The following is a 12,392-nucleotide window of genomic DNA, read 5'->3' on the forward strand; positions in this document are numbered from 1 at the left end:
TCAAAAAGGCAGCATGCGCATGCTGCATGCGCGCTGCCAGCTATTAATAAAATAGCAATTTTCCGGCTTGATGGCCTGCCCGCCTGACCCGTCAAGCAGGTTTTTCGTCAGGAAACGATGTAGGCGGCAGCGCCGGTTGAAAACAATTTGCCGTCAGCCCCCAAAAACTCCATGCGCGTGCTGGCCACGCGCGAACCAAGCCGCAGCACTTCGGCGCGCAATTCAAAATACTCGCTGATGCCGGGCCGCAAATAATCCACCCGCAGGTCAATCGTGCCGAGTTTGGCAAAGCGCTGCAGCCGCTGCAGGGGCGGCTCGTTCATGTGGCGCGCACCAATGGCCGCCATCACGGCCAGCCCGCCCATCGCGTCCAGCCCGGCGCTGATGACGCCGCCATGAATGCGGTTGTAGGCGTAATGCCCGATGAGCTCATGCCGCATGTCGATGCGCGCCGTGACCCGGTCGGCCTTGAGCGACGTGATTCTCAAGCCGAGCAGCTGGTTAAAAACAATTTTTTCTTCAAAGATGGCAGTCAGTCCGGTGACGAACTCTTCTTCAAATTCAGGAAGCGGCGTGGCCGCGTGGGTCAATGTTTTGGTCATGCGCTGCATTGTCAGGCCGCCGCCGCATTTCGGACTTGCCAAAAAAAAAACGGCACCCGAAGGTGCCGCTGTCTGCAGCCGGGGCATTGAGCGCCTCGAGGATGCAATGTGAGCCTGAAGGCCCGCTTGATTACTCAGCCTTCTGGCCGGCTGCAGCGACGGCGTCAATGTTGGAATTGATGCTGGTGTCGACGGCTTTGAGGGCTTGCTTGGCTGATTTCTGGGCAGTTTCCACAGCAGAGGTGCCGGCGGTCATGGCCGACTTGATGACGGCGACGGCAGTTTCGGAACCGGCAGGTGCGTTTTTGAGCGACGTTTCCAGCAGTTGCGTAACGGCTTTTTTCGATTCGGCGCTGTTGGCTTCCATCGTCTGCGTGAGGTCAGCGCTGGCGCTGGACACGATGTCATACAGATGACGGCTGTAAGAAGCCGCTTTTTCATTCATCGGCTGAACCATGCTGGTTTGCAGGGCGATCAGCGCTTGCGCATCCTTGACTTCCATCAGGGCTTGCAGGTTGTCAAACGATTCGCCGAGCAGCGCTTTGGACGCGGCCATGTTCAGCTCAACCACCTGTTCAAAGCTGGCAAATGCTTTTTCTGCCAGGCTGGTGAAAGCGTCCAGGCTGGATTTTTGGTTGGCGATGAGTTGGTCGTTGGAGAAGTTCATGGGGAATCCTTTTGTCAGGTTTGAAAAATGTTGCAGTGCAGCAATTAAACCATCGCTGCCTATTCATTGCAACCTTCAAACGCAGCTAATTTGTAATTAGTACAAACCCTCTATCGCCCTCTTCCTCATTGAGTCCACCCGGCGCAAGTGCAAAAACATCATCCCGAACGCGGCGGCGACTGCAAAAAGAGCGCGATGGCGGCGTCGCTCAGGTCGTCCAGCGAAGCGCCCTTACGCACATCAAACCATTTCACCGACCAGTTCAGCGCGCCAAATATCAGCAGCCTGATCAGCTGGAGCGGGCCGTGCAGCCGGCCTGACTCGCACAGCGCCTGCAGCACCGGCTCCCAGACGGCTTCGTAATCGCGTTGCAGGCGGGCCAGCAACAGGCGCTGCCTGGCCGTGAGTGCACGCGACTCGTACAGCATGACCGGAATAAAGTCGCTGCCGGGCCCGAGCAGCACTTCAAAGTGGCTGCGCACCAACAGGCGCAGTAACGTCTCGGTGTCGGGCGCGCTGGCCGCAGCCGCCTGCAAGACTGCGCTTTGGCGCGCCAGAGCCGAACGCATGCCTTCCTCCATCACCGCATAAAGCAGCGTGTTTTTGGTCTTGAAATGATAAAAAGGCGAGCCGCTTTGCATGCCGACGGCGGCCGCAATATCGCGCGTGCGGGTGGCGTCAAACCCTTTTTCGTGAAAGAGCCGGGCGGCAGCATGCAGCAATTCGACGCGACGGTTGCCATCGTCGCGCTCGTCCAGCGTTTTGCGGGGCCGGCCGCGCGGCTTTTTTGGGCCAGCCAATAACGCCGCTGCTGGCGTAGCAGGCGCGTCCGCAGCAGGGAGTGTGGGGTTGACAGAGTGGTGCATGAGCGCAAACCATAACAAAAATCTTCTTCAGGATTCAAGGCGTGCATTTAGGCGTCTGAAGCAGCGGCGGTAACCGGCTCGGGCGGACGGTAATACGCTTCAGGTTCGGCCCACGCCGCTGGCTGAAAACCTGCGCTTTGGCGCGGTATAGTGATTTGATGTCTGCGCACCGTTGCCCCCTTCACGTCAAATTCATCCCCTGCATCCCCCGGCGGGATGCACCAGCACCGGCCCGTGCGTTGAAAACGTCAGCTGCCACCCCAGCACTGGCTGCGCGCCATGCTGCATGAATTTCTGAGCCGCTGGGGGCTAACCGTGCATGGCTTGGCGACCGTGACCGGCCTGCTGATTTACGTCATCGCCTCCCACATCCGGCGTCAGCGCAGACACCCTTCTGCCGCCATCGCCTGGGTGGTGTCGCTGGCGCTCATGCCTTATGTGGCGCTGCCGTTGTATTTGCTGTTTGGCAGTCGCAAAGTCATTCGCGGCGCGTTGGCGCAGCCCGCACCGGCCTTGCCTTTTCAAGCGCCCCGCTCGGCAGCGCTGGCACCCCGATTCCAGCAGCTTGCAGCCGCGATGGGCTTGCCGCGTGCGGCGATCTATCAGCAACTGTGCATTCACGCGGATGGAACTGACGCGCTGCTGGCGCTGCGCTCGGTCATGGCGGGCGCGGTGTCGACGCTGGACATCTGCACGTTTTTGCTCGGACGCGATGCGCTGGGCGCCGAAGTCATGGCGTTGCTGATGCAGCAGGCGCAAAAAGGCGTGAAGGTGCGCTTGCTGGTCGATGGCATCGGCACCTATCTGGGCGGGCGTCCCGACCTGAAACCGTTGATGGCTGCAGGCGTGCAGGTGGCGCTGTTCGTGTCGCCGTTTCGCTCGCCCCTGCCGGGCCGTACCAACCTGCGCAATCACCGCAAGATGGTGCTTGCCGATGGTCAGCGGCTGTGGATGGGCGGGCGCAACCTGGCGGCTGAATATTTTGTTGGCGATGCAAATAGCCAGCCACCCAAAACGCCGTGGATCGATTTGAGTTTTGACTTGCACGGCGATTTGGCGCGCCAGGCCCAGCAGCGTTTCAATCAGGACTGGGCGTTTGCCACGCAAAAAAGCCCGCTGGCGCAGGCGCTGCCGGTGTTTGCCGCACCGGCGGCTGAACAGGCCGGGGCGCAGCTGATTGCCAGTGGGCCGGATCAGGCCGAGGACACGCTGTATTCGCTGCTGATTTCCAGCTGCTTCACGGCGCGCAGCCGCATCCTGATCGTCACGCCGTATTTCGTTCCCGATGCACCGCTGTTGATGGCGCTGACGCTGGCTGCGCGGCGCGGCGTTGCGGTGGATTTGGTGCTGCCGCGCCAGTCCAACCACCGGCTGGCTGACATGGCGCGGCCCGCTGCGCTGCGGGAAATGTCAGCGGCTGGCGCCCATGTCTGGCTGGTTGACACCATGATTCATGCCAAGGCCGTGGTGATTGACAGCGAGCTGGCGCTGGCCGGATCGGCCAACCTGGACGAGCGCAGCCTGTTCCTGAATTACGAGTTGATGATTGCTTTTTTTGAGCCTGCCGACGTACACCGCTTTGCCAGCTGGATCGACCATCAGCGCGCCAGCGCCCAACGCTACCAGCCGCAGCCGTCCAGCTTGGCGCGCGAATTGTCGGAAGGACTGGTTCGCTGGCTGGCGTTTCAGCTCTGAGCCTTGGGGCGTATGGGCATGCTGAAGGCAGCTCGACCACGGCAGCGTTTGTTGGATCGTCGCGTGGCCGTGGCTGCTGCCGCATCAGGCAATTTTTGCAATGGGGCACAGCATGCCAAGCTGACCGCAACTTGACAGCCACAGGCACGCCTGACAAAATTTTTGCAATCGCCCAACCAAGAAGATTCAATCTGCCGGCGGTTTAGTTGCCTATAGTTCGGCAACAGCGCGGCCAGGCACGGCCCGTCAGGCCCCAGCCTGAACGCTTGACTTCATGGCATTCACGCATGTCGTAACCCCCCAACCCTTCAGGAGATGCACGATGCACCGGCACCACACCCCCCACCTTTTCAGCCCTGGCCGTAGCCGCGTCAGGAATTCAGCATGAACCCGACCCTGCTTTCCTTGATGGCCTTTGTACCGCTGGTGCTGGCGGCCGTGCTGCTGGTTGGCTTGAACTGGCCGGCCAAACGCGCGATGCCGATGGTGTTGCTGGTCACGGTGCTGATTGCGCTGACGGCCTGGGACATGACCTTCAACCGCGTTCTGGCGTCCAGCCTGCAGGGGCTGGTGCTGACCGGCGCCATCTTGTGGATCATTTTTGGCGCTATTTTGCTGCTCAACACCCTGAAGCATTCCGGTGCCATCAAGGCCATCCGGGGCGGCTTTGCCAACATCAGCCCGGATCGTCGGGTTCAGGTGATTATTGTGGCGTGGCTGTTTGGCTGCTTCATCGAAGGCGCGTCCGGTTTCGGTACGCCGGCTGCGGTGGCAGCGCCCTTGCTCGTCGCGCTGGGTTTTCCAGCAATGGGCGCGGTGATGCTGGGCATGATGGTGCAGTCCACGCCGGTGTCGTTTGGCGCGGTCGGAACGCCCATCGTGGTGGGTGTGCAGGGCGGCCTGGACAAAGCCGGCATCACGGGCAAGCTGATCGCCAACGGCTCTGACTGGGAAACTTTCTACCGCCTGATCACGTCCGAAGTCGCCATCACGCACGCCATCATCGGCATCGCCATGCCCCTGCTGATGTGCATCATGCTGACGCGCTTTTTTGGCCGCAACAAGTCCTGGACCGAAGGCCTGGCGATTGCGCCTTTTGCCCTGTTTACCGGGCTTTGTTTCGTCATTCCGTATGCCGCTGCGGGCGTATTTCTGGGCCCTGAATTTCCGTCCATGATCGGCGCGCTGGTCGGTCTGGTGATTGTGGTTCCGGCGGCCAAAGCAGGCTTTTTGCTGCCCAAGACAACATGGGACTTTGCCGAGCCCAAGGACTGGCCGGTCGAATGGATGGGCAGCATCCAGATCAAACTGGACGAGTTGAGCAGCAAAGCGCCGATGTCCGTCGGACTGGCCTGGCTGCCCTACCTGCTGCTGGCCGGGTTGCTGGTGCTGTCGCGCGTCAATGGCGACGTAAAAGCGTTCTTTTCCAAGAATCTGGTGCTGGGCTGGACCAATATCCTGGGTGAAAAAGGCCTGTCGGGCAGCATCGAGTTTTTGTACCTGCCGGGCGGCATCATGGTGATCGTGGTGCTGGCAACCTTCTTTTTGCAGCGCATGAAATTTTCCGAGTTGAAGGCGGCCGTCGGTGAATCTTCACGCACCTTGCTGGGCGCCGGTTTTGTGCTGATTTTCACCATTCCGATGGTGCGTATCCTGATCAATTCAGGCGTCAACCTCTCAAACCTGCCGTCCATGCCCAGGGCGATGGCTGAACTGGTGGCCAACAGCGTGGGCCATGTGTTCCCGTTCTTTGCGCCGTCGGTGGGGGCGCTGGGGGCGTTCATTGCCGGATCGAACACGGTGTCGAACCTGATGATGGCGCAGTTCCAGTTTGACACCGCCCAGCTGATCGGCGTTTCGGGCGCCATGCTGGTGGCCGCGCAGGCGGTAGGCGCTGCCGCAGGCAACATGATCGCCATTCACAACGTGGTGGCGGCCTCGGCAACGGTCGGGTTGCTCGGACGCGAGGGCCAGGTGCTGCGCATGACCATCCTGCCCACGATTTACTACCTCATCATGGCCGGCCTGCTGACGCTGATCGCCATTCATGTGGTCGGTGTGACGGATGCGCTGATGTAACACCCGCGCCTGGCACGCCTCAAGCTCAAAAGGGAGCAGCCATGAAAAATGCCGCCGTCATTGAATGACGGCGGCATTTTTCGTTCATGACCCTGTATTGGGGTTATGGCGGGATTCAGCGAACGTTTAATCTGCAAGCAAATTGCTATTTTTTATATAGCTGTCAGCGCCCGCTGTATCTGCGCCAGAGGCACTTTTCGTTAAAAATGACAGCTTTTTAGCCCGGCTGGCCGCAAGCAATGCGCTTCAGACGTTGGAAAAATCAGGCCGGCGCTTTTCCATGAAGGCGCTGAAGGCTTCGCGGGCTGCCGGTTCCTGGAGCATGCGGCCGAAACTCGCGCCCTCTTCGGCCATGCGTTCGGCCACCATGCCGGCGTTGCCTTTTTTCATCAGCCGCTTGGTTTCCATCACCGAAGTCATGGGTTTGGCGGCCAGTTTCTGGGCCTGGCGCTGGGCCAGCGCATTGGCTTCAGCGGGCGGCACGATGCGGGTGATCAGCCCCATTTCCAGCGCCGTCTCGGCCATGAAAGGCTCGCCCAGCAGCAGCGCCTCGGCAGCGCGCGGGTAGCCCATCAACTGCACCGCCAGAAAGCTCGACGCCGCTTCGGGGCACAGGCCCAGGTTGACGAAGGGCATGGAAAACGCGGCGTTGTCACCGGCATACACCAAGTCGCAATGGAACAGCATGGTGGTGCCGATGCCGACCGCCGGGCCGCACACGCTGGCCACGATGGGCTTGGGAAAACTGCTCAGGCCGCGCAGAAAACGGAACACCGGTGCTTCTGACGTGGCCGGCGGATTGTTCAGGAAGTCGCCAATGTCGTTGCCGGCTGAAAAAACGGTTTCATGGCCCTGGATGACCACGGCGCGCACCGCCACGTCGTGGTTGGCCGACTCCAGCGCATCGGCCAGTGCGCCATACATGTCGGCGGTGATGGAGTTTTTGCGCGCCACGCGGTTCAGCGTGATCGTCATCACGCCGGCATCAACATGGGTCAGGATTTCTGGAACGGTAGAAGTGGTCATGGGCACTCTTTTTGAAGAAGGAACTGCGGGTGGATAAAGCCAAAGTGTAGGAGACTCCCGCGCTGCCGACCGCAAAGCCGGCGAACGGGCGGCCAGCGGCTACGCCTTGTAGTAAACGATCTGGTGGCTGCTGGCCAGCAAGTGGCCGGCTTCATTCCAGAGCTGCGCGGACTGGTCAAAAAAGCCATTGCAAAATGCCTGCGCCTTGGCCTGGCCCAGCAAATAGCCGCTGCTTTGCGCCAGCTGCGCGCTGTCGGCGTGAAAGTAGGTAGTGATGGACACCGTGCCCGCCGGCACATGCGTGGCGCGGCGCAGCCAGACACGCGGAAAAAACACATCGGCCATGGCCGCCAGCGCCGGAAAATCAAGCGGGCGCGGCGGTGCGTCGCGCACCCAAAGCCGGCTCACGCTGCCCTGTTCGCGGCCGTCCCAAACTTGAGGCACCTTGCCATCAATCAGCCGCATTTCATAGCGGTTGAGCCATTCCAGACCGGGTGCAAACTTGTGCGCCGCCACATCGGCTGGCGCGGGCGTAGCCGGCATGGGCATGTCGTTGGCGCTCCAGGTGGGGCGGCGCACGGCGGTGACGGCGGTGGCGGTCATCAGCACGGCGTCTGCGCCCTGCGCATCGGGCTGCGTGAGCAGCAGCGTCCAGTGCTGGGTCGAGCGGTTGGTGCGTACCGGCGTGGCTTGCAGGGTGAACGGGCCAGCGCCCAGCGCGGCGGCATAGTTGACCGTCAGGGCAATCGGCTCGCCAAGCCGGTCCGGATGCTGCACCACCGCCTGCATCGCCGAGGCAGCGGTCATGCCGCCAAACGGGCCAATCATGTTCCAGTAATCAAGGCTGCTGGCCCCCGAAAAACTGCCCGGCGTGTGCGCCAGCGGCTCCAGGCGGAGCGCCGCATCAAAAGGATGGTTTGTCATTGCAGGAAGTGTGCCTTTGCAGGTATTTTCAGGTTGTCATGCGGGCGACGCCGACAAATGATAAACGGGCCCAGCCAGCGGCGCAGCGTCCGAACGGACGGTCTGCTTTGGCAGCGCGCGCTTCGGTGGCGAGCCGCTATTGCGCACCGGGCGTGAAGCAAAATGCTATTTAATTCATAGCTGCTTACGCACGCCCCGCCTGCACAAGCGCCCTGAAACGCTTAAAAACAGGCTTTGGCTGCGTTACACGCGCTCGAAAATACCCGCAGCGCCCTGCCCCATGCCCACGCACATCGTCACCATGCCGTATTTCAGCTGGTGGCGGTGCAGCGCATGGATCACCGTGGCCGCACGGATCGCGCCGGTCGCGCCCAGCGGATGGCCCAATGCAATCGCGCCGCCCATCGGGTTGACCTTGGCCGGATCCAGGCCGAGTGTGTTGATGACGGCCAGCGACTGCGCGGCAAAGGCTTCATTCAGCTCGAACCAGTCGATGTCGTTTTGGCTCAAACCGGCGTAACGCAGCGCCGCCGGGATGGCCTCAATCGGGCCAATGCCCATGATTTCGGGCGGCACGCCCTTGGCGGCGTAACTGACAAAACGCGCCAGCGGCGTCAGGCCAAACTGCTTGATGGCGCTTTCGCTCGCCAAAATCAAGGCACCCGCGCCGTCCGACGTTTGCGAGCTGTTGCCCGCCGTGACCGAGCCGCGCGCGGCAAACGGTGTCTTGAGCTTGGCCAGGCCTTCGAGCGTGGTGTCGGGACGCGCGCCTTCGTCCAGGCTGACGATGCGGCTTTTGGCGATGACTTCGCCGGTCTCCAGATTCGCCGTGCGATCGGTCACTTCAACCGGCGTGATTTCAGCGATGAACTCGCCCGCCTGCTGCGCCTTGAGCGCCTTCATGTGCGACTCGTAGGCGAACTGGTCTTGCGCCTGGCGCGAGACTTTCCACTGCTGCGCCACTTTTTCGGCGGTCAGCCCCATGCCGTAGGCAATGCCGACGTTCTCGTCGTTGGCAAACATGGCCGGTGACAGCGACGGCGAATTGCCCGACATTGGCACCATGCTCATGCTTTCGGTGCCGGCGGCAAACATCACGTCCGCCTCGCCCACGCGGATACGGTCAGCGGCCATCTGGATCGCTGACAAACCGGAAGCGCAAAAACGGTTCACGGTAATGCCGCCGACGCTGGTTGGCAAGCCAGCCAATACGCCGCCGATGCGCGCGATGTTCAGGCCCTGCGGGCCTTCGGGAATCGCGCAGCCGCAAATGATGTCTTCAATCGCTTTCGGGTCCAGCGTCGGCACCTGAGCCAGCGCGGCCTTGAGGACGTGGACGAGCAGGTCGTCAGGCCGGGTATTGCGGAAAAACCCCCGGTGCGAACGACCAATGGGCGTGCGCGTAGCGGCAACGATGTAAGCGTCCTGGACTTGTTTGGCCATGATGGAAATTCCTTTGATTTTTTAGCTTTTTCGGGGACTGGACGGAATCCAGGCCCACACAAATTCACATTCAACAGGTTCGATGCCCGCTTCGTCGGTCACCGTTACCTGCACCTTGACTTCGCCCTTGTCGCTGGCCTGCATCAGCGCCTGCTGCTCGGCTGTGAGGACGGCAACCGCACGCATAGCCCCCGTGGCGCGCTTTTTGAACGCCATCTTCAGCTCCTTGGCCAGCGGGGTGCAGTCGTCGCGCACATTCATGCCGACCACCATGCCGGTGGCGGTTTCGGCCAGCAGGTTCATGGCCGATGCATGAATGCCGCCGAGGTGGTTCTGCACCTTCTTTTCGTTCTTCAAGCCAATTTCGACGCGTTCGCGGCTCATCTGCAAGAAGTCGATGCCCGCCGTGCCGGTAAAAGGCACGGCGCGGCGCAAGACAACGCTTTGAAACCAGGGTCGGGCAAAGGCCGGCGCGTCCTTCAGCCGGTCGAGCTGGCGCTCAAGCCGGTTGGGCGGCGTTGGGGTCAGATCAGTCACCACGCAGGGCCTGCCAGGGTGTTCATGCCCTTCAGTTCCTGACCGGCTTGCCGGTGCTCATCATGCCCATGATGCGTTCCTGCGTTTTTGGATGCTCCAGCAGCGCGCAAAACGCCTTGCGCTCCAGCGTCATCAAATATTCCTCGCTGACCAGCGTGCCGGCATCGACATCGCCGCCGCAGACCACGCCGGCGATCAGGCTGGCAATGTGAAAGTCGTGCGCGCTAATGAAGCCGCCGTCACGCATGTTGACCAGCTGGCCCTTGATGGTGGCGATGCCGTTGCGCCCGGCCACGGGAAACTGGCGCTTGAGCGGCGCGCGGTAGCCCGAGATGTACAGCGCGCGCGCTTCGTTGATGGCGACAAACAAGAGCTCGTCCTTGTTGGGCACGACCACGTCGCTGTCCAGCAAAAAGCCCAGCTTGCGGCCCTCCAGCGCGCTGGTGCCGACGGTGGCCATGGCCGCCGCCGTGAAACCCTCCAGCAGGAAAGGCAGCAAGTCCTTGTTGCTGGACTTGCCGGCATTTTCAGCCGCGCGGCGCGCAATGTAGGTCAGGCCACCGGCCCCCGGCACCAAACCAACACCCACTTCGACCAGGCCGATATAGCTTTCCATCGCGGCAACGCGTTTGGCTGAATACACCGCCATTTCGCAACCGCCACCCAGCGCCATACCGCGAATGGCCGACACCACGGGCACAGCGGCATAACGCAGTTTGAGCATCATGGTCTGCATTTCAGCCTCTGCCCCTTCCACCGCCGAGACGCCGGCCATCATGAAAGCCGGCAGCATGGCCTGCAAGTCAGCGCCGGCAGAGAACATGGAATGGTTGGACCAGATCACCAGGCCCTTGTAACTTTTCTCGGCCAGGTCGACCGCCAGACCCAAGCCTTCGACCACATCCGGGCCGATGGCGTGCATCTTGGTCTTGATGCTGGCAATCAGCACATCGCTTGGCTCGCCGTCCAGCGTCCACAAACGAATCGCGTCGTCTTCATGCAGCGTGGTGCCGGCGGTCTCGAACGCGGGGGCGTTGGAACCCAGTACGTCTTCCGGGAAAAACTGGCGCTCATAAACCGGCAGCTTGCGGCGGGCAATGAAGGTCTGGCTGGAGGCGCTCCAGGAGCCTGCCGGCGTGTGCACACCCCCGGCTTCGGCCACCGGGCCGTTGAAGACCCAGTCCGGCAGCGGCGCAGAACTCAGCGCCTTGCCGGCGTCAATGTCTTCCTTGATCCAGTTCGCCACTTTCAGCCAGCCAGCTTCCTGCCACAGCTCGAACGGGCCTTGTTTCGCGCCAAAGCCCCAGCGCATCGCAAAGTCGATGTCGCGGGCGGTTTCGGCAATGCTGGCGAGATGCACCGCCGCATAGTGAAACTGGTCGCGCAGCACGGCCCACAAAAAGCGCGGCTCGGCACCTTCGGCATGGCGCAGCAGCCCGAGGCGCTCGCCAGCTGGCTTCTTCAGCATGCGACCAACCACTTCATCCGCTTTCGCGCCGCCCGGCACATATTCCATGCTTTCCGGGTCGAGCCGCAAGATGTCGCGACCGACTTTTTTGTAGAAACCCGCACCGGTCTTTTGGCCCAGGCTTTTGCTTTCGAGCAGGCTGGCCAATACGGGCGGCGTGCCGTATATGCTTGAGAACGGGTCTTCAATCTTGCCGCTGCCGACAGGGCCGAGGTTGTCCTGCAGCGTCTTGATGACATGCGCCATCGTGTCCAGCCCGACCACGTCGGCGGTACGGAAGGTGCCCGAGCTGGCGCGGCCCAGTTTTTTGCCCGTCAGGTCATCGACCACGTCATAGCTGAGGCCAAACTTTTCCGCTTCCTTGATGGTGGCCAGCATGCCGGCAATGCCGACGCGGTTGGCGATGAAGTTGGGCGTGTCGTGGGCACGAATCACGCCCTTGCCCAGCGCGGTCGTCACGAAGGCTTCCAGATCGTCCAGTACGGCCGGTTGCGTGGTCGGTGTGTTGATCAACTCGACCAGCGCCATGTAGCGCGGCGGGTTGAAGAAGTGAATGCCGCAAAAACGCGGTTTGATGGCTTCGGGCAACGCTTCGCTGAGCGTGGTGATCGACAGACCGGAGGTGTTGCTGGCGACGATGGCGCCTTCGGCAATGAAAGGCGCGATCTTGTGGTACAGGTCGGTTTTCCAGTCCATGCGCTCGGCAATCGCCTCAATGATGAGGTCGCATTCCAGAAGCTGCTCCATGTGCTCTTCGTAGTTGGCCTGCTGAATCAGACTGGCGTCTTCAGCAACCCCCAGCGGCGCAGGTTTGAGCTTTTTCAGGCCCTCGATGGCGCGACTGACGATGCCGTTTTTCGGGCCTTCCTTGGCCGGCAGGTCAAACAGCACCACCGGCACCCGGCAATTGACCAGATGGGCGGCGATTTGCGCACCCATCACGCCCGCGCCCAGCACGGCGACTTTTTTAACCTGGAAACTTGACATGGATTTCTTTCTTCGAGTGACGCGATGGATGCGTCGGTCGTCTGATGTGAGATGAGAAAAGCAATAACGTCCCGTTCGTCATTCCCGCCTTCGCGGGA

10 protein-coding genes are annotated in these 12,392 nt (G+C 61.4%); 2 read left to right on the forward strand and 8 right to left on the reverse strand.

What is annotated here, in order from left to right:
- Window positions 1-107: 107 nt before the first annotated feature.
- From RCH06_RS06605 to RCH06_RS06615, 3 genes are all read right to left on the reverse strand, one after another.
- Complete coding sequence (locus RCH06_RS06605) at window positions 108-611, reverse strand: thioesterase family protein (RefSeq protein ID WP_442799607.1); 504 nt, start codon at window positions 609-611, stop codon at window positions 108-110.
- A 121-nt stretch (window positions 612-732) separates the two neighbouring features.
- Window positions 733-1,269 (reverse strand): phasin family protein, encoded by a 537-nt coding sequence (locus tag RCH06_RS06610; protein ID WP_327080645.1) that lies wholly within the window; start codon window positions 1,267-1,269, stop codon window positions 733-735.
- Window positions 1,270-1,427: 158 nt separating this feature from the next.
- Window positions 1,428-2,135 carry a TetR/AcrR family transcriptional regulator gene (locus RCH06_RS06615; protein ID WP_327080646.1) on the reverse strand — a complete coding sequence of 236 codons (708 nt, stop codon included), beginning with the start codon at window positions 2,133-2,135 and terminating at the stop codon, window positions 1,428-1,430.
- A 279-nt stretch (window positions 2,136-2,414) separates the two neighbouring features.
- On the opposite strand from RCH06_RS06615, the gene RCH06_RS06620 reads away from it, so the two are divergent.
- Together RCH06_RS06620 and RCH06_RS06625 are read left to right on the forward strand one after the other, a co-directional pair.
- Window positions 2,415-3,830 (forward strand): phospholipase D-like domain-containing protein, encoded by a 1,416-nt coding sequence (locus RCH06_RS06620; RefSeq protein WP_327080647.1) that lies wholly within the window; start codon window positions 2,415-2,417, stop codon window positions 3,828-3,830.
- A gap of 384 nt (window positions 3,831-4,214) precedes the next feature.
- Window positions 4,215-5,909, forward strand: a complete 1,695-nt coding sequence (locus tag RCH06_RS06625) for an L-lactate permease (RefSeq protein WP_327080648.1) — start codon at window positions 4,215-4,217, stop codon at window positions 5,907-5,909.
- Between the two features lie 246 nt (window positions 5,910-6,155).
- Here RCH06_RS06625 and RCH06_RS06630 read toward each other — a convergent pair whose 3' ends face one another.
- From RCH06_RS06630 to RCH06_RS06650, 5 genes are all read right to left on the reverse strand, one after another.
- On the reverse strand, window positions 6,156-6,935 hold the full coding sequence (locus RCH06_RS06630; protein WP_327080649.1) for an enoyl-CoA hydratase: 780 nt from the start codon (window positions 6,933-6,935) through the stop codon (window positions 6,156-6,158).
- 99 nt (window positions 6,936-7,034) lie between these two features.
- The gene (locus tag RCH06_RS06635; protein ID WP_327080650.1) at window positions 7,035-7,859 is read right to left on the reverse strand and encodes an acyl-CoA thioesterase; all 825 of its coding nucleotides are present in this window, start codon (window positions 7,857-7,859) and stop codon (window positions 7,035-7,037) included.
- A gap of 243 nt (window positions 7,860-8,102) precedes the next feature.
- Window positions 8,103-9,302, reverse strand: coding sequence for an acetyl-CoA C-acyltransferase (locus tag RCH06_RS06640; RefSeq protein ID WP_327080651.1), 1,200 nt, complete (start codon window positions 9,300-9,302; stop codon window positions 8,103-8,105).
- A 21-nt stretch (window positions 9,303-9,323) separates the two neighbouring features.
- Window positions 9,324-9,839 (reverse strand): DUF4442 domain-containing protein, encoded by a 516-nt coding sequence (locus RCH06_RS06645; RefSeq protein ID WP_442799608.1) that lies wholly within the window; start codon window positions 9,837-9,839, stop codon window positions 9,324-9,326.
- Window positions 9,840-9,870: 31 nt separating this feature from the next.
- Window positions 9,871-12,294 carry a 3-hydroxyacyl-CoA dehydrogenase/enoyl-CoA hydratase family protein gene (locus RCH06_RS06650; protein WP_327080652.1) on the reverse strand — a complete coding sequence of 808 codons (2,424 nt, stop codon included), beginning with the start codon at window positions 12,292-12,294 and terminating at the stop codon, window positions 9,871-9,873.
- Window positions 12,295-12,392 lie beyond the last annotated feature (98 nt).

Origin of the sequence: Polaromonas sp. CG_9.5 (genome assembly GCF_035984465.1) — a bacterium.
Lineage (GTDB): Bacteria > Pseudomonadota > Gammaproteobacteria > Burkholderiales > Burkholderiaceae_C > Polaromonas.

Excerpts from the sequence above, each read along its gene's own strand:
- RCH06_RS06605 (WP_442799607.1), bottom strand. The coding sequence starts at position 611 with ATGCAGCGCATGACCAAAACATTGACCCACGCGGCCACGCCGCTTCCT.
- RCH06_RS06610 (WP_327080645.1), bottom strand. The coding sequence starts at position 1,269 with ATGAACTTCTCCAACGACCAACTCATCGCCAACCAAAAATCCAGCCTG.
- RCH06_RS06615 (WP_327080646.1), bottom strand. The coding sequence starts at position 2,135 with ATGCACCACTCTGTCAACCCCACACTCCCTGCTGCGGACGCGCCTGCT.
- RCH06_RS06620 (WP_327080647.1), top strand. The coding sequence starts at position 2,415 with ATGCTGCATGAATTTCTGAGCCGCTGGGGGCTAACCGTGCATGGCTTG.
- RCH06_RS06625 (WP_327080648.1), top strand. The coding sequence starts at position 4,215 with ATGAACCCGACCCTGCTTTCCTTGATGGCCTTTGTACCGCTGGTGCTG.
- RCH06_RS06630 (WP_327080649.1), bottom strand. The coding sequence starts at position 6,935 with ATGACCACTTCTACCGTTCCAGAAATCCTGACCCATGTTGATGCCGGC.
- RCH06_RS06635 (WP_327080650.1), bottom strand. The coding sequence starts at position 7,859 with ATGACAAACCATCCTTTTGATGCGGCGCTCCGCCTGGAGCCGCTGGCG.
- RCH06_RS06640 (WP_327080651.1), bottom strand. The coding sequence starts at position 9,302 with ATGGCCAAACAAGTCCAGGACGCTTACATCGTTGCCGCTACGCGCACG.
- RCH06_RS06650 (WP_327080652.1), bottom strand. The coding sequence starts at position 12,294 with ATGTCAAGTTTCCAGGTTAAAAAAGTCGCCGTGCTGGGCGCGGGCGTG.